The following is a 16,535-nucleotide window of genomic DNA, read 5'->3' as shown; positions in this document are numbered from 1 at the left end:
AACAACCATCCTTGACAATTTTTCCTGCTAGCCCATTAACCTCCTAAATGCCGTCAAGGCTTTCAGGAAAGCTTTTTCATGTTCTCCAGCTACAAGGAGTATCAGTAAGTCCCTGAGTCAGGGGCGCGTCAGCGCCCCAGGAACATCGGGTTACCACCCTGTGAGAGTGATCAATTGCAGGTTGCAGGACCAATTTCCTCCCAAACTGTGGAAGCACCAGGTTCGTCACCCTGGGTCCACCACTTGGCACGGTAACGGGCATCGCCGTGATTTACTTCGTCCCCACCGTTGTAACTGGTCGTTGCATTCCATGGCATTTCGACTTCACTGACCAGTATCCAGTCAGCTGCAGTTATCCCCGGCTCCATCTGGGTCCAGTACTTGGCCTGCCAAACGAGATTCTGATGGCTTACCTGGTCACCGCCCAGGTAAGTGCCCCCCATTTGCCAGGCAGGGTAATTATCTGCGTTAGGGTCGGACTGGTTGCAGCTATCCCCTGTATCGGTCACATTCACCTGCACTGCGGCAGAGACACTGGTGAAGCCATCGCTGACGGTCACTGTCGCGGTGAAAGCAGTATTCGCTTGAACCTGGGGTGCAGTGAAGGTAGCATTGGCACTATCGCCATTGGCTACAGTAAGACCCGGTGCATTCCAGTTGTAAGTAAGCGTATCGCCATTGGGGTCACTAGCATTGGCAGTAACACTGACACTCCCTCCTTCAGCAACAGAGACACTGCCTGGGACGGAAACGACGGGGGGCGCATTATCTCCCTCTGGTAGCAGAGTCACTAAGACATTATCGGTATTCGATAACTCACCATCGCTCACAGTGAGTTCAAATTCCAACTGCGTCTCCATAGTAACCTGCGGAGCGGTAAACTCTGGAGACGCACTATCCGTACCCTGTAGGGGTACTGTGGGGGTACCGATCTGAGTCCAGGAGTAGGTCAAAACATCACCATCTGGATCACTGGAAGCACTACCATTCAAAGTCACTGAAGTACCGCTCACCACAGACTGATCAACTCCCGCATTGGCTGACGGTGCTCGATTGGCCATGCCATCATCGTGGCCTAAGCTCTCATGCATGGCATTGAGTATGTCACCGTTGTCTGCATCAATTTCCCAAGCAAACAAACCTGCGAGACCATTGCTTCGTGCGTAAGTACCTTTTTGCATGACGGAGGTGACATTGTCATAGGTAATCAGGTCACCGGTATCAGCCTTGAAGATATAGGCGCCCTGAGCAGTACTGTCGTAGTGCTCCTGCCACTCACCGCTGGCAATCTTCCCGGCAATATCACGGTAGTCCACAATGCCGGCTTCCCAGGTGCCTGGAGTCGCTCCGGTCGCTGTTCCTGTCAGGTGATCAGCACCCGTCCAACCGGTAACCCCGGTCCAACCGCGACCATACATTGCAGTACCCAACACCAGCTTTGACGGTGGTACACCTGCGCCAATCAATGTCTGGATACCGGAATGAGCATTGTAGTCATCTGTCGGATTCCAGCTCGGAGCATAAATCGCCGTCTGATGCCCAAGAGTCTCGTTACTCCAGGCTCCGTAGAAGTCATAGGCCATCAAAAACAGATAATCCATGTACTGTTCGACATTCGAGTAATCGACATCTTCGATCTTGTCAGCCCCAGCACCAATAGCAGAAGTGAGCTCGTACTCACGGCCGGTTTCCTGCTCGAGCTGGTCCAGCATTGCGCGCAGTTCTTTCATCAGTAAGCGGTAAGTCTCACCATCGGTATTGGGATCGCCAAGATTAGGGTTCGCGCCCTGGCCACCAGGGTACTCCCAATCAATGTCCACACCGTCAAAGAATTTCCAGGTACGCAGAAACTCCTCTACTGAATCCACAAAGCGGGTACGAAGTTCAGGATCATCAAAGAAGTAGAATGGATCGGATAGGGTCCATCCACCGATCGACGGTAGTACCTTGATATCTGGATAGGCCTGCTTCAACGCCATCAACTGGCCGAAGTTACCCTTGTAGGGATCGGACCAGCTGTGCCCTGCTTGTGATTTCTGCAGTGCCGCAAATGGGTCGTGAATAGCAACTTTGAAATCTTCCCGCCCAGAGCAAGAGCGCTGTAGTGCCTGGAAGCTGCCTTCAATTTCCTTGAGGCTGTCGTTGATGCCGTCGCCGCCGCAAATAGGAATAAAGCCGTACAAGATATGGGTGAGGTTATAGGCTGGGATTTTGTCAACCGGGAACTTTCGACCGTACACACCCCACTCTACAAAGTAAGCACCCACAACAGATCCGCTGGTATTAGTGTAAGGTTGGTTATTCTCTCCATCATTGAGCACGATTGGGTCCAAGTGGCTCCCGTCAGTATCAGCTACGACGATGTCAGTTACTTCTGAACTGCTGCAACCGGAGAAGTTACATAGGGCGACCTGCAGTTCGTATCGGCCTCCTTCAGTGATCTGTAATGTGGCAGTTCCGCTCTGGTTGCCGGCGCCATTTACTGGCTGCTCGAATACAACTTGTCCATCGAGCAGATACTGTGCAGTGTCGGCATCGTCGCCTGAAAATTTGGACCAGGACACAGGTATTTCAGCCTGGTCTTTGATGGTCACCAGCTGCTCGTAGGCGGTAGCTGTGTCGTCAACTTCAATAATGGCAAAGCGGGTTTCCATATTGTTAATGGCGGGTACACCGGGGACTGCGAGTGCGGTCGAACTGACTAAAGCAAATATCAATGGAGTTTGCGACCAGGTCAGGAATTTAGGCGTTTGCATAGGGTTTACCTTGAGCAAGTTATTTTTATTGTTGGCCATCGGCAGTTAGGTGATGCGATTGCCAAAATGACACCGCTGTCAAAATATCATCGCTTATGGGGAGTCGCAATGCAGAAAGGGATGAATTGCCACGGGGTAAAGAGAATTCGAATGAAAGTGCCGCCATTGGAGGTGATATGAGACCCGTATCACGAAAAAAACGGAACTTTACGAGAATATGACTGAGGCAAGACATTGCGCCTTTTCCCAGGGGGGAGGTTTGATCAACCCGGATCAAGGGGAGAAAACGAGGAGTACTGGTGGGCGACTTTTCTGCATCGAGCAGGAGCTTTACCGGTGGTGATCGTTACGGTTCACCGACCAGCTTGCCAGCCGGTAAGGGAGGTGCAGGAATAACAAAGTTAAGGAACCTCTGATTAACGAAGCATTTTTCTAGAATTAAGCTGAATCAATTATAAAACTCACTTTTTTACGCGCAAACGCTTAATTTTCGCGTACTAGCTCCCTGATTTTTCACCAGAAGTCCTCAATAGGCGAATCACGGGCGCCCCCCTAGGCAGCCAAGTATTTTTTCCCTATTAGTAAGTAAGTGAAGCCTGCGAACAAGCACAGCCGCTCAGTATTTTTTACCAGTCCTCGATAGCGGACCTTGTCATAACCCAATACCCGCTTGATGTAGCGAAAGGGGTGCTCGACCTTCGCTCTTATCTGCGCCTTGATCTTTTCCGCAAGGCGCGACTGTGGAACTAAAGTGTCCATTTCTTCAAGGAATTTTTCCCTACGGGTCTTGCGGCGCTTATTCAGAGGTTCCTTAAATCAATATCTAATATGGCATAACAACGTCAGTTCGAACTGTTTACGAATATCTTAAGCTCTGTGGAGGGGGTACGCTAAAGAAATCTGCCTAACAGGCCTGTGAGCAAAACACAATTCCTGCATGAATTAATTTAATATGTAGTGTAAATGCTCATAAAAAATAAAAGCATGATTATGTTGGAGGTTGGTAATCTTCTGTTTGTGTATGTTAATCGTTCCTACTCAAACCATTACTTTCCAAGCAGAAGATTACACCTGATTTTGTGATCGGACACCGGGTAACAGCGGGGGTGCCTATAAAAACGATCACGTAGATATAGAAATTACTAAAGATCGTGGCGACGGCTTCAATGTTGGCTGGATTGATCAGGGAGAGTGGCTTGCCTACAAAAATTTACAAATACCCAGCACAGGAAACTACAAAGTTCATATGCGTGTTTCCAGTCCCTCAGGTGCCACAGTATCTGTTGATTTAAACGGTGTGCAATGTATTGGATCGAGCCGTCACCCCCAATACCGGCCGTTGGCTGGCAGAAATGGCTGACTATCGAATTCACCGCCAAAATAGAGGCGGGTAATTATAATTTACGCGTTTATGCAGAGTTTGGAGGTTGGAGTTTCAATTGGATCGAAATAATTGCCATAGACTTTAAGAGTCTTGTGTCGGCCGACGAGCTCAATAGTACCGATAGCAGCAGCTGGAGTTTCTAAACCAATTATGGTGGTTGCGAGATACAGTATTACACTAACGGGCAGAATGTGACGATTCAATATGATCGCGCTGTGGGTTGTAAGGTACTGGCAATCGAAGCCGGATAAGAGGAGCACAACAATTAGAATTGCTGATAGGGGCCGTGACCTTCAACTCCTTTTCCAGTGGAATGGTGGGGGTGGCGACGACGGAATATCGTCGGCTTAATGAAGGTGAAGTCAGTAAAGGAATTTGCTTCTGTTGAGGTGGGTTAGTGGTTTAACGGTTATGGTGGGTCCTCACTTTCTGCCCGGGTAGGTATACTGTTGCGGATTTTACTTCCAGGCTTTCCTGTCAGTGACAATTTCAACTTACCAAAAACGGCTACCAGAGCTTATCCAAGCTTCGCTGCAGTGCTATCCCGCACAGGGGCGTCTTTGGGTGGGGTTCTCTGGTGGCCTCGACTCCACTGTGCTTCTTCACGTATTGCATAAATGTGAGATTCCGGTGCTGGCTGTGCATGTACACCATGGTCTTAGTGAAAGCGCGGACAGCTGGCAGGCCCATTGTCAGGCATTTTCCAATGGGCTAAATATCCCTTTTACAGCGCTTCGCGTGGCAGTAGATAAGAAGGGTGGTGGGCTTGAGCAGGGCGCACGCCTGGCCCGTTATCGTGCCTTTGGCGATGTCATGTCCCCAGGTGATCAAATTTTGCTCGGTCATCATGGGGATGATCAGGCGGAGACCTTCTTGCTTCGCTTACTGCGAGGTGCCGGTGTGCTCGGGCTTGCTGGTATGGCCAAATGGCGCCCATTGGGGAGTGGCGCATCCCTGCTTAGACCTCTGCTTAAGGTTGGTCGGGCTGAACTGGAGGATTGGGCCCGGGAGCATAACCTCAGTTGGATTGATGATGAAAGCAACAGTGATGAAGGCCTGGATCGCAATTTCTTACGTCATCGCATCATGGCTCCGCTTGGTGAGCGCTGGTCGGTTAGGCAGAGGGTTGCTCAGGCTGTGGATAACCTCAGGGAATCCGTCGAGCTGTTACAGGAGTTGGCACTTGCTGACCTGAATACATGTGACCTAAAGCGAGAGCGTTTAGGCGAAAGCCTGTCCCTGAAAGTATTTTCCGCCTTGAGTAGGGCGAGACGTAAGAACCTGTTGCGATACTGGGTTCAACGCCAGGGGGGATGCCACCAGAATCTGTCTCGCTGCAAGAGGCTCTGGCGCAAGTGAGTGGTGCAGCACAGGACGCCCAGTTGGTTGTGCATTTGGGGGGCAGGTAGTGAGGCGATATCAAGACCGGCTTTACCTGACCCCGAAGCTGGCTCCTCTATCTTCCTGTAAGAATACTCTTTTGGCTTGGGATGGTATTTCCAGCCTTGCGCTGCCAGGAGGGGCGGTATTGGAGCCGGTGACAGGGTGGCCGCAGGCAGATTACCTGGTGCGCTATCGCAGCGGTGGAGAACGCGCACTGCCAATAGATCGTACCCATTCCCAAACTCTCAAAAAGATTCTGCAAGAGCGGGGCTTGGAACCCTGGCTGCGCGACAGGGTGCCACTGGTATACAGGGGAGAGGAGTTGGTGGCTGTTGCCGGGCTCTTTTCCTGTAAAGTAAATAGCGATATCCCCGATCGGCCTCCAAGCTGGCGGTTTTTCGATTGAGTGGGAAGGGGTTTTCTGCTACTCTGGCGCCCCGTCTCAAAGGCACCGGGAGAAGCTGGATTATCCGCCCGGGCCAGCCCTGTAAGCTCGACATTCATCGAGCGCTCAACTGACCAAGGTTTTGCATGACGCGCTATATTTTTGTAACTGGTGGCGTGGTTTCCTCGTTGGGGAAAGGTATCGCCTCCGCCTCTCTGGCCGCCATTCTCGAGGCCCGCGGCCTCAAGGTTACCATCCTAAAACTGGACCCTTACATCAACGTAGACCCAGGTACCATGAGCCCCTTCCAGCACGGTGAGGTGTATGTCACCGAGGATGGTGCCGAGACTGACCTGGACCTGGGTCACTATGAACGCTTTATCCGTACCCGGATGTCCAAGCGTAACAACTTCACCACCGGCCGTGTGTACGAGACCGTACTGCGTAAAGAACGCCGTGGTGACTACCTGGGTGGTACCGTACAGGTGATCCCCCACATTACCGACGAGATCAAACGCCGCGTCGTGGAAGGTGGCCGCGATGTCGACGTCGCTATTGTTGAAATCGGTGGCACCGTAGGTGATATCGAATCCCAACCGTTCCTGGAATCTGTGCGTCAGCTGCGTGTGGAAATGGGCACCAACCGCGCCCTGTTGATCCACCTGAGCTATGTGCCTTTTCTTGCCACTGCTGGTGAAACCAAGACCAAGCCGACCCAGCACTCTGTTAAAGAGTTGCGTTCTATCGGCTTGCAGCCGGATATTCTGCTGTGCCGTTCCGAGCGCGAGATCGATGAGGACTCCCGCCGCAAGATTGCACTGTTCACCAATGTTGAAGAGCGCGCTGTGGTACCGCTGCCCGATGCCAAGACCATCTATGGCGTACCGCGTCTTCTGCACAGTTACGGCCTCGACGATATCGTTGTGGAAAAGCTGCAGCTGGAATGCCAGGCTCCAGACCTGTCCGAGTGGGACCAAGTGGTCGATGGCAAGCTGAACCCACAGCACGAAGTGAAAATTGCCATGGTTGGCAAATACATGGAGTTGCTGGATGCCTATAAGTCCCTGATCGAGTCCCTGACCCATGCGGGTATCAAGCATCGCTGCAAAGTGGATATCGACTTTATCAACGCTGAAGACGTTGAGGGCGAGAACGGTATTGACCTGATCAAGGATGCCGATGCAATCCTGGTTCCCGGTGGATTTGGTGAGCGCGGTTTAGAGGGCAAGCTTGAATCTGTTCGCTACGCCCGTGAAAACAATATTCCTTACCTGGGCATCTGCCTCGGTTTACAATCTGTGGTTATCGAGTTCGCGCGCAATGTGCTCGGCCTCGAAGGTGCCAACAGTACTGAATTCAATACTAAAACCCCGCACCCTGTTATCGGCCTGATCACAGAGTGGATCGATAGCGAAGGCAATATCGAGAAGCGCGATGAGCAGTCCGATCTGGGCGGCACCATGCGCCTGGGCGGCCAGGAATGTCGCCTGGCTAAAGACACCAAGGCCCGCGATATCTACGGTGCAGACGTCATCGTAGAGCGCCACCGCCACCGCTACGAAGTGAACAACAACTACGTTGATCGCCTGCAGCAAGCCGGTTTGAAAATTGGCGGCTGGTCTGCAGACGATACCCTGGTAGAAATGGTTGAATTGCCGAACCATCCCTGGTTCGTTGCTTGCCAGTTCCACCCGGAATTTACTTCAACCCCGCGCGACGGCCATCCGCTGTTCGAAAGCTTTGTTGCCGCGGCAATGAAGCAGCGTGAAAACCAGGGTTAATCAGTAATTCCATCCCCGGCGCCTGTGGCTGGGGGTGAGATGACAGGGAGCTGACAGTGAAAACCATTGAAGTCGGAAATATTCAGGTCGCCAACGATAAGCCTTTTGTGCTGTTTGGCGGTATGAATGTACTGGAATCCCGCGACCTGGCGATGCAGGTGGCTGAGCACTATGTAAAAGTCACTGAAAAACTGGGTATTCCCTATGTTTTTAAAGCGTCTTTTGACAAGGCCAATCGCTCTTCCATCAACTCTTATCGCGGACCGGGAATGGAAGAAGGCCTGAAGATTTTTCAGGAAATCAAAGACACCTTTAAGGTCCCCTTGATTACCGATGTCCACGAAGTACACCAGGCTGCTCCGGTTGCCGAAGTCGTGGATATTATCCAGCTGCCGGCCTTCCTGGCCCGTCAGACTGACCTGGTCGCCGCTATGGCAGCGACTGGTGCAGTGATCAACGTCAAAAAGCCCCAGTTTATGAGCCCGCCGCAAGTTAAAAATGTGGTGGAGAAATTTGCTGAGTGCGGCAACGAAAATATTCTTTTGTGTGAGCGCGGTGCCTGCTTTGGCTACGACAACCTGGTTGTCGATATGCTGGGCTTTAGCACCATGATCAATGCCTCCGGCGGTGCGCCGCTGATTTTTGATGTTACCCACTCACTGCAAATGCGCGATCCTTCCGGCGCAGCCTCCGGTGGTCGCCGTGCACAGGTCACTGAGCTGGGCCGCGCAGGTTTGGCTATCGGGATTGCCGGCCTGTTCCTGGAAGCACATCCGAATCCAGACAAAGCATTGTGTGATGGCCCCAGTGCATTGCCATTAGAGAAGCTGGAGCCATTCCTGGCGCAGATGAAAGCGGTAGATGACCTGATCAAAGGTTTTGAGCCGCTGGATACGAAATAAAAAAGAGAGTTTTTTGCGCGCCCTGATCGGGCGCGCGGCACTTTCCCCTCTGCTATTTAGCTTTAGTGCTGTAGCAAAAGTGCATAACGTCTGATTTACGAAAACCTATTTTCAGTAAGTACCAATACGGAGCCCATTGTAAATGAGCAAGATTGTCGCTGTTAAAGCCTTTGAAGTAATGGATTCTCGCGGTAACCCTACCGTTGAAGCCGATGTAATCCTGGAAGACGGTTCCATTGGCTCCGCCTGTGCTCCCTCCGGTGCCTCTACTGGTTCTCGTGAAGCTCTGGAATTACGCGATGGTGATAAGAGCCGTTACCTGGGCAAAGGTGTATTAAAGGCGGTTGAAAATATCAACACCACTATCGCCGATCTGCTCAAAGGTATGGACGCAACTGATCAGCGCACCCTGGATAAAGCGATGATCGATGCCGATGGTACTGAAAACAAAGCCAAGCTGGGTGCCAATGCTATCCTGGCTGTTTCCCTGGCGGCAGCCAAGGCCGCTGCAGCCTCCAAGAAAATTCCACTGTATCAGCATATTGCTGAGGTGAACGGCACCCCCGGTCAATACTCTATGCCGGTGCCGATGATGAATATTCTCAACGGTGGTGAGCACGCTGATAACAATGTGGATATCCAGGAATTTATGGTTCAGCCCGTTAAAGCTGAGTCTTTTGCCGAAGCCCTGCGTCAAGGTGCTGAGATCTTCCACTCCCTGAAAAAAGTACTGTCTAGCAACAGCCTGAATACGGCAGTTGGCGATGAAGGTGGCTTTGCTCCGAATCTGCCTTCCAACGAAGCAGCTTTGAAAGTCATTGCTGAAGCGGTAGAAAAAGCCGGTTACACCCTGGGCGATGACATCACTCTGGCTTTGGACTGCGCTTCTTCCGAGTTCTACAAAGATGGCAAGTACGACCTGTCCGGTGAAGGTAAGCAATTCGATAGCGAAGGTTTTGCCAGCTACTTGGCCGAGCTTTCCGCAAACTACCCAATCCTGTCTATTGAAGACGGTATGGACGAAAGCGATTGGGACGGCTGGAAAGTGCTCACCGACAAAATTGGTGACAAAGTACAGCTGGTAGGCGACGATCTGTTCGTAACCAACACCAAGATCCTGAAAGAAGGTATCGAGAAAGGCGTGGGTAACTCTATCCTGATCAAGTTCAACCAGATCGGCTCCCTATCTGAGACTCTGGACGCGATCAAAATGGCAAAAGATGCCGGCTACACCGCAGTGATATCCCACCGTTCCGGTGAAACCGAAGATACCACCATCGCCGACCTGGCTGTTGCTACTGCTGCTGGCCAAATCAAGACGGGCTCCCTGTGTCGCTCCGACCGCGTAGCCAAGTACAACCGTCTGCTGCGTATTGAAGCTGAGCTGAACGGTGCCGCTCCTTACCGTGGCCGTGCTGAATTTAAATAATCAATATTTGAATCGCACATTGATATTGCAGAGGACTTCCTCTGCAATATCTATAATACGAACAAGCGAAATATCGTAATCTCGTATGAAATGGCTGCTGGCAATTCTCACTATCATTCTGCTTACCACCCAATATCGACTTTGGGTTGGTGGAGGCAGTCTCGCCGAAGTTACCCGTCTTAAACGACAACTCGACCAGCAACAGGAAAAAAATGCTGCTCTCGCTCGGGAAAATCGTCAGCTATTGAGGGAAGTAAGGAGCCTCAAAGTGGGCACCGATGGTGTTGAGGCTAAAGCACGCTATGACCTGGGACTCATAAAAGAGGGGGAAACCCTTTTTATCTTCCTGGATTCGGAAGAGGGTAAAAAGTGATTACAGATTATTGGGTGATTGTACCCGCTGCGGGAATTGGCAAACGCATGGGCGCGGATCGGCCAAAGCAATATCTGCCTTTGCTTGGGCAACCCCTGTTATCCCTAACCTTACGTAATATTTTAAGCTGGCCCGGGCTCGCTGGAATTGTCGTAGCCCTTTCTGGTGATGATCAACTCTTCCAGCACTTGAGGGAGGCGGAGCATCCATTCGTGCACACTGTTACCGGTGGTGCTGAGCGTTCTGATTCTGTTCTTGCTGCATTAGAGTTTCTTTCTGAACGGGAATTGGCTGATACCCCTGTGCTGGTTCACGATGCTGCACGCCCCTGCGTGACCCTGGATGACATTAGCGCACTTCTGGATGAGAGTGTTTCCCCTATGGCTCTCCTGGCAAGACCTGCCAGTGATACGGTAAAGCGCAGTCATGAATCCAGTGGTGTGCCCTGTGTGGAGCAAACTCTTGACCGCACACAGATATGGTTGGCACAGACACCCCAGCGCGCCCCATTGGGAGTGTTGTATTCCTGTCTCAATCGCGCGCTGGAGCAAGGTGAAGCGGTGACGGATGAGGCGAGTGCACTTGAGACTTTTGGCCACTCGCCGCAACTTGTTGAGGGGCAGGGCGATAACATTAAAGTGACCCATCCTTCAGACATCATGGTAGCTGAGGCCATACTCCGCCTGCGTTATGCACCCACTGAGGATAAACGATAGTGAGTTTTCGAATTGGTCAGGGCTTTGATGTACATGCATTCTGCCCTGGCGATCATGTTGTGCTTGGTGGGGTAAAAATTCCCCATACGTTTGGCTTAAAGGCCCATTCAGATGGGGATGTGCTTTTACACGCCCTAGCAGATGCTCTACTTGGAGCTCTGGCCCTTGGAGATATTGGTTACCACTTTCCTGATACGGATAAACGCTATGCGGGTGCTGATAGTCGCACATTGCTGCGGCATGTCCTGTCCTTGGTTAATAGTAAGGGTTATCGTTTGGTGAATGTGGATACCACCCTGATAGCCCAGGCCCCCAAGATGGCACCATATATCCAGTCCATGCGAGAAAATATTGCCGGGGATTGTGATGTGGATGTTGAGAGCATCAGTGTAAAAGCCACAACCACTGAAAAGCTTGGTTTCACTGGGCGTGGAGAGGGAATTGCTGCTCAGGCTGTGGTATTGCTAGAGAATAGCCATGCCTGAGGCCTGGAACCTAAATTGGCCCCGGGCTTTGGGAGGGGCAGAAATCTCCGCAGATTTCCGTACTGAGCCGGAAGACTTTGTTGTCGATGAGTTGGCCTTTCCAGAACCCTGTGATGATGGCGAGCACGTATACCTGCACATCCGGAAGCGAGGTGCCAACACTGCCTGGGTTGCGAAACAATTGGCCAAACTCGCCGGCGTACGTCAACTGGATGTCAGCTATTTTGGTTTGAAAGATCGGCATGCAGTTACCACCCAGTGGTTTAGCGTGTGGCTTGGACAAAAACCTGAGGCCGATTGGTTGCAGATTAATGGTGATGAGGTTTCTTTACTGCAGACATTTCGCGGTGCCCGCAAGCTACGTCGCGGCGAACATGCCGGTAACCGATTCACAATTCGCCTGCGCAATATTCGGGGAGATCGCCAAGCTGCAGACAAGGTTCTGGAGCAGGTTAGGGAGGGTATACCGAATTATTTTGGTGAACAGCGCTTCGGTGTTTCTGGCGGTAACCTGGATCTGGCGCGCCAATTGGCGGAAGAAGAAGGTCGATGCCGCAAAAGTGAGAAAGCCTTTGCCATGTCGGCAGCGCGCAGTTGGTTGTTCAACCAGGTTCTGGCGGAGAGGGTTAATTCAAAAAGCTGGTTCGAGTGCCTTGATGGGGAGCCAGAGGCCACTCCCAGTGGTCCCTTGTGGGGGCGCGGACGCAACCCAACTGTAGGTATTGCAGGTGAGCTTGAGGAAAGGGTTCTTGGAGAATGGCAACCCTGGTGCAACTGGCTGGAACATTGTGGCCTAAAGCAGGAGCGTAGACCGCTGGTATTACGTCCGGAGGCTTTTCGCTACCAGTGGTGTGGCGATAACCTGGAACTTGAATTTGCTCTTCCACCAGGCGCGTTCGCAACCGCCTTGCTGAGGGAAGTCGCCAATCTGGTCAATGTGAACTCGGGCACATAAAATTCAGTAATGGAAGCGACGGCTGCGATACAGGGGATGGAATCAAACAGCTTATGGACCGCTTGAGACACGAAGGTTTGGGAATGACTTCCCAGCGTACCCGCAATCGCCTGATACAGCGATTGCGTGAAGAGGGCATCAGTAATGAAGAAGTCCTCAATGTAATGGCATCAACACCGCGACACCTGTTCCTGGATGAGGCTCTGGCCATTCGCGCCTATGAGGATACGGCCCTGCCTATTGGTTACGGGCAGACTATTTCTCAGCCTTACATTGTTGCGCGAATGACAGAGCTACTCTTGAGCCGAGCCAAGTCTTTGCACAGCGTTTTGGAAGTGGGGACGGGTTCCGGGTACCAAACAGCGATTCTCTCTCGTTTGGTGGAACAACTTTATTCTGTAGAGCGTGTCGAACCATTGCTGGAGAAGGCACGTAAGTGTTTGACAGAGCTGGGTCACCATAATGTTGAATACAAACTTAGCAATGGCGGCTTTGGTTGGCCAGAAAAAGGTCCATATGATGCAATCCTGGCTGCGGCAGCACCGGCAGTAGTTCCCGATGAGCTGAAGCAACAGTTGGCACCTGATGGTGTGTTGGTGATTCCTGTTGGTTCAGAGCATCAGTATTTGACGATGGTGACCCGTCGCCAGGATAGTGATCAATTTGATGTGGAAAAATTGGAGGCGGTTCGCTTTGTACCGCTGCTCAGTGGTGTTGTTCGATGAAGTTATATGAAACCCTCAGAGGTCGCTATCCTGGGGTGGTGTTACGAGGTATGGCGATGGGGGCTGCAGATGTGGTCCCCGGGGTTTCTGGGGGAACTATCGCCTTTATTACGGGGATTTACCAGGAGTTACTGGACTCTCTCAGCCGAATAGGCCCACACTGTATCACTCTCCTAAGGAAGGAGGGCGTTGCAGCAACCTGGAAATATATAAACGGTGGTTTCCTGTTGTCCCTGTTTTTGGGAGTGCTGATTAGTATTTTTAGTCTTGCCCGATTAATAAGTGGACTGCTGGAGAATTACCCGATTGTTGTCTGGTCTTTCTTTTTTGGTTTGGTTCTGGCATCCACTGTTTCGGTTATACGAAATATTCCGCGGTGGTCCCCTTCAGTTATAGTTTTTTTGTTCCTGGGCATAGCTTTGGCGGTTACAGTCAGTGAGCTACGTCCGGGAGAAATCCCGGCAACGCCTCTGACATTATTTTTATCTGGAGCTTTGGCTATTTGTGCAATGGCACTTCCGGGTATTTCCGGCGCCTTTATTTTGTTGATGATTGGGATTTACCCCAAGGTGCTTTCCGCCGTTCATGAGTTACAGATAACAAATTTAATTTGTTTTGCCGCAGGTGCAGCCATTGGGTTGATGTTATTTAGTCGATTACTTTCGTGGTTGATGCATAGGTTTGTCGCTCGTACACTGGCTTTTCTTGCTGGAATCTTGCTGGGAAGTTTGAAAATAATTTGGCCTTGGAAACTGCCTATGCCCGGAGAGGCAGAAACGTCCAGTAAGTTGGCACCGCTGTTAACAAATACCACTCCGGCAGATTTTGTGACTCAAACAGGGGATTCGGCACAACTTGGTGGGGCTATTACAGCTGCCCTGGCGGCCATGGTGTTGGTTCTCACAATAGACTTTTTGGGAGGGGCTCATCGGGGAACATCTAGCGCCACACCGCAATAAGATCTGGAAAATCTCGGTATGGCAGCGTTTTATGAAGCGTTCACCGGAATTTTTGGAGCTTTTCTTTAGACACTTTTTCCATAAATGCCGTGGTCTGATGTAAAAAGAGAATAATGGAATGTCATCTTTTGCTACGCTCTAAAGGCCTGTTTTGGCGGAACAATTCCCCCATTTCTGGTCATTTTTTGTTTGGGGTGTTAAAAATATTAGGCATCAGTATTCTGTTATTGCTTCTGGTTTCCTGTGGTAGCCATATGGCTCCCACCAGTTCCCTGAAGCAACCCCCCAGTATCAGGCTCAACTATCACACAGTGAGTAAGGGCGACACCCTCTATTCAATTGCCTGGCGATACGGCAAGGATTTTCGGCAGCTGGCGGCGCTTAATGGCATTAGATCTCCCTATAATATCTATCCTGGTCAGCGGCTTAAACTGACGGGAAAAGTACCTCCAAGTGCCTCCTCAAAGGCTCCCATCGCCGCAAAGAAAACTGTGAGTAAACCGGTTTCCTCAAAGAAGCCAGCCGCGACAGCAAGTAAAAAATCCTTAACGAAAGCTCCTCGACGCCAAACGGCTCAAACCAAGCGCGCAGGCTCTATTCGCTGGCGCTGGCCTGTACAAGGCCAACTGATCAGCCGCTTCCGCTCAGGGGATCCTTTGCGTAAGGGTGTTGATATCGCAGGAGAAAAGGGTGAGTCTGTATTGGCAGCAGCCGATGGCACCGTTATCTACGCGGGAAGTGCATTGAGAGGTTATGGAAAGCTGCTGATCGTTAAGCACAGTGAAGTTTACCTGAGTGCTTATGCCCACAATCACCGTTTGTTGGTGAAAGAGGGCAGCAAAGTCAAAGCTGGGCAACGGATAGCGGAACTGGGTTCGAGTGGTACCGACCGCAACAAGCTCCACTTTGAGATTCGCAAAAACGGTCAGCCAGTAGACCCTCTTGCTTACTTGCCGTAAGCCGGATGGGTGCAGTAAAGCTCTGTAAATAAAAATGGACTTTTAACTAATACCACTTGAGGTAGTCACTGTAATCGTGACGACTGAAGGGTCTGGCCGATTCAGTGGCTGTCGCCATACACTCATGGTGCCTGATTGTATTTTGATCAGCTTCTTGAGTGTTTGGGCGGCTGATATTGGCAAAGTACAAGGAGCAGGGGAAATGGAAGCACAACGGCAAGACCAGTCTTTGGCTGGCCAGGCAGAAGACTTTCCTCCTGAGTTGGCGGTAGAGAATGAAGAGCAGAAACTAAGTAGCAGCGAAGAGAGAGGTAAAGGCCGTACCCGGAGAAATGCGGCAAAAAATAACTCCGTCTCCTCCCCGGAGAGAAGAGTAGGGTCACCAGATTGGATGGCGACAGCCATTTGCAGAAGAATTTGGATGCTACTCAACTCTATCTGAATGAAATTGGTTTTTCCCCCTTATTGACCGCTGAAGAAGAGGTGTATTACGCACGTAAGGCTCTGCGTGGTGACGCTGCGGCGAGAAAGCGCATGATTGAGAGTAATTTGCGCTTGGTAGTAAAGATTGCTCGTCGTTATGTCAGCCGTGGCCTGGCGCTGCTAGACCTGATCGAAGAGGGTAATTTGGGGCTTATCCGCGCTGTTGAGAAGTTCGACCCTGAGCGGGGTTTCCGCTTTTCTACCTACGCTACCTGGTGGATACGTCAGACAATAGAACGAGCCATTATGAATCAGACTCGGACTATTCGCCTGCCAATTCACGTTGTAAAGGAATTAAATGTGTACCTCCGGGCATCCCGTGAGCTGGCGCAGAAGCTGGATCACGAGCCGTCCGCAGAAGAGATCGCTAATTTATTGGAGAAGCCGGTTGAAGACGTTGAGCGGATGTTAGGGCTCAATGAGCGGGTAACTTCAGTAGATACTCCGATAGGTCCCTCTTCGGAAAAGACACTGGTGGATACGATTCCCGACCAGCAGGAGTCTGATCCGGCTGAGTTACTTCAGGACAGTGATCTCTTTGATAGCATTAATCGCTGGCTCGGGGAGCTTCCCGACAAACAGTGTGAGGTTGTTTCCCGGCGATTTGGGTTGCGTGGCTTTGAAGCGAGCACCCTGGAAGAAGTTGGTAGGGAAATCGGCCTAACGCGTGAGAGGGTGCGCCAGATCCAGGTTGATGCACTTAAGCGCCTGCGTGAAGTCATGGAAAAACAAGGACTTGATGGACTGTCTTTGTTTGGAAACCTATAAACTTGGTCCTTAACCGAGGAAACCCCACGAAGACAATGTATCCGTGGGGTTTCCGTTAGCGATTCAATTTGAGGTTAATAGATTGGGTCTGA

The 16,535-nt window shown here is 51.2% G+C and carries 16 protein-coding genes and 1 pseudogene; 15 read left to right on the top strand and 2 right to left on the bottom strand.

Going from position 1 to position 16,535, the window contains the following annotated elements; translation table 11 throughout:
- Nucleotides 1-170: 170 nt before the first annotated feature.
- Nucleotides 171-2,756, bottom strand: a complete 2,586-nt coding sequence (locus P3339_RS16715; protein WP_282951251.1) for a glycosyl hydrolase family 18 protein — start codon at nt 2,754-2,756, stop codon at nt 171-173.
- Nucleotides 2,757-3,308: 552 nt separating this feature from the next.
- The gene (locus tag P3339_RS16710; protein ID WP_020411727.1) at nt 3,309-3,515 is read right to left on the bottom strand and encodes a transposase; all 207 of its coding nucleotides are present in this window, start codon (nt 3,513-3,515) and stop codon (nt 3,309-3,311) included.
- Nucleotides 3,516-3,885: 370 nt separating this feature from the next.
- Here P3339_RS16710 and P3339_RS23585 point away from each other — a divergent pair.
- The 15 genes and pseudogenes from P3339_RS23585 to rpoS form a co-directional block, all read left to right on the top strand.
- A pseudogene (locus P3339_RS23585) lies at nt 3,886-4,116 on the top strand (carbohydrate-binding protein); the annotation flags it as partial.
- Nucleotides 4,117-4,620: 504 nt separating this feature from the next.
- Entirely contained in the window at nt 4,621-5,499 is an 879-nt protein-coding gene (gene tilS / locus P3339_RS16705) for a tRNA lysidine(34) synthetase TilS (protein WP_282951250.1), read from the top strand.
- Between the two features lie 49 nt (nt 5,500-5,548).
- The gene (tilS, locus tag P3339_RS16700; protein ID WP_282951249.1) at nt 5,549-5,929 is read left to right on the top strand and encodes a tRNA lysidine(34) synthetase TilS; all 381 of its coding nucleotides are present in this window, start codon (nt 5,549-5,551) and stop codon (nt 5,927-5,929) included.
- Nucleotides 5,930-6,054: 125 nt separating this feature from the next.
- Entirely contained in the window at nt 6,055-7,689 is a 1,635-nt protein-coding gene (gene pyrG / locus P3339_RS16695; RefSeq protein ID WP_282951248.1) for a CTP synthase, read from the top strand.
- Between the two features lie 56 nt (nt 7,690-7,745).
- Nucleotides 7,746-8,591 carry a 3-deoxy-8-phosphooctulonate synthase gene (gene kdsA, locus P3339_RS16690; protein ID WP_020411730.1) on the top strand — a complete coding sequence of 282 codons (846 nt, stop codon included), beginning with the start codon at nt 7,746-7,748 and terminating at the stop codon, nt 8,589-8,591.
- 142 nt (nt 8,592-8,733) lie between these two features.
- Nucleotides 8,734-10,020, top strand: coding sequence for a phosphopyruvate hydratase (gene eno / locus P3339_RS16685; protein WP_020411731.1), 1,287 nt, complete (start codon nt 8,734-8,736; stop codon nt 10,018-10,020).
- Nucleotides 10,021-10,105: 85 nt separating this feature from the next.
- On the top strand, nt 10,106-10,393 hold the full coding sequence (locus tag P3339_RS16680; RefSeq protein WP_020411732.1) for an FtsB family cell division protein: 288 nt from the start codon (nt 10,106-10,108) through the stop codon (nt 10,391-10,393).
- Complete coding sequence (gene ispD / locus P3339_RS16675) at nt 10,390-11,109, top strand: 2-C-methyl-D-erythritol 4-phosphate cytidylyltransferase (protein WP_282951247.1); 720 nt, start codon at nt 10,390-10,392, stop codon at nt 11,107-11,109. Before P3339_RS16680 ends, ispD begins: the two co-directional genes overlap by 4 nt.
- A complete protein-coding gene (ispF, locus tag P3339_RS16670; protein WP_282951246.1) occupies nt 11,109-11,594 on the top strand; it encodes a 2-C-methyl-D-erythritol 2,4-cyclodiphosphate synthase in 486 nt (161 codons plus the stop codon). The genes ispD and ispF overlap by 1 nt, the downstream gene beginning before the upstream one ends.
- Nucleotides 11,587-12,549 (top strand): tRNA pseudouridine(13) synthase TruD, encoded by a 963-nt coding sequence (gene truD / locus P3339_RS16665; RefSeq protein ID WP_282951245.1) that lies wholly within the window; start codon nt 11,587-11,589, stop codon nt 12,547-12,549. The genes ispF and truD overlap by 8 nt, the downstream gene beginning before the upstream one ends.
- Before the next feature lie 53 nt (nt 12,550-12,602).
- Nucleotides 12,603-13,274, top strand: a complete 672-nt coding sequence (locus P3339_RS16660) for a protein-L-isoaspartate(D-aspartate) O-methyltransferase (RefSeq protein WP_020411736.1) — start codon at nt 12,603-12,605, stop codon at nt 13,272-13,274.
- Nucleotides 13,271-14,233, top strand: a complete 963-nt coding sequence (locus tag P3339_RS16655) for a DUF368 domain-containing protein (RefSeq protein ID WP_282951244.1) — start codon at nt 13,271-13,273, stop codon at nt 14,231-14,233. The genes P3339_RS16660 and P3339_RS16655 overlap by 4 nt, the downstream gene beginning before the upstream one ends.
- Nucleotides 14,234-14,487: 254 nt before the next feature.
- The gene (locus P3339_RS16650) at nt 14,488-15,192 is read left to right on the top strand and encodes a peptidoglycan DD-metalloendopeptidase family protein (RefSeq protein ID WP_353056844.1); all 705 of its coding nucleotides are present in this window, start codon (nt 14,488-14,490) and stop codon (nt 15,190-15,192) included.
- Nucleotides 15,193-15,394: 202 nt separating this feature from the next.
- On the top strand, nt 15,395-15,634 hold the full coding sequence (locus P3339_RS16645) for a hypothetical protein (RefSeq protein ID WP_282951243.1): 240 nt from the start codon (nt 15,395-15,397) through the stop codon (nt 15,632-15,634).
- The gene (gene rpoS, locus P3339_RS16640) at nt 15,598-16,443 is read left to right on the top strand and encodes an RNA polymerase sigma factor RpoS (RefSeq protein WP_282951242.1); all 846 of its coding nucleotides are present in this window, start codon (nt 15,598-15,600) and stop codon (nt 16,441-16,443) included. The genes P3339_RS16645 and rpoS overlap by 37 nt, the downstream gene beginning before the upstream one ends.
- The last annotated feature ends 92 nt before the right edge of the window (nt 16,444-16,535 follow it).

Source organism: Microbulbifer sp. MLAF003 (assembly GCF_030012965.1).
GTDB lineage: Bacteria > Pseudomonadota > Gammaproteobacteria > Pseudomonadales > Cellvibrionaceae > Microbulbifer > Microbulbifer variabilis.
This window is presented reverse-complemented; position numbering and strand designations above follow the sequence as displayed.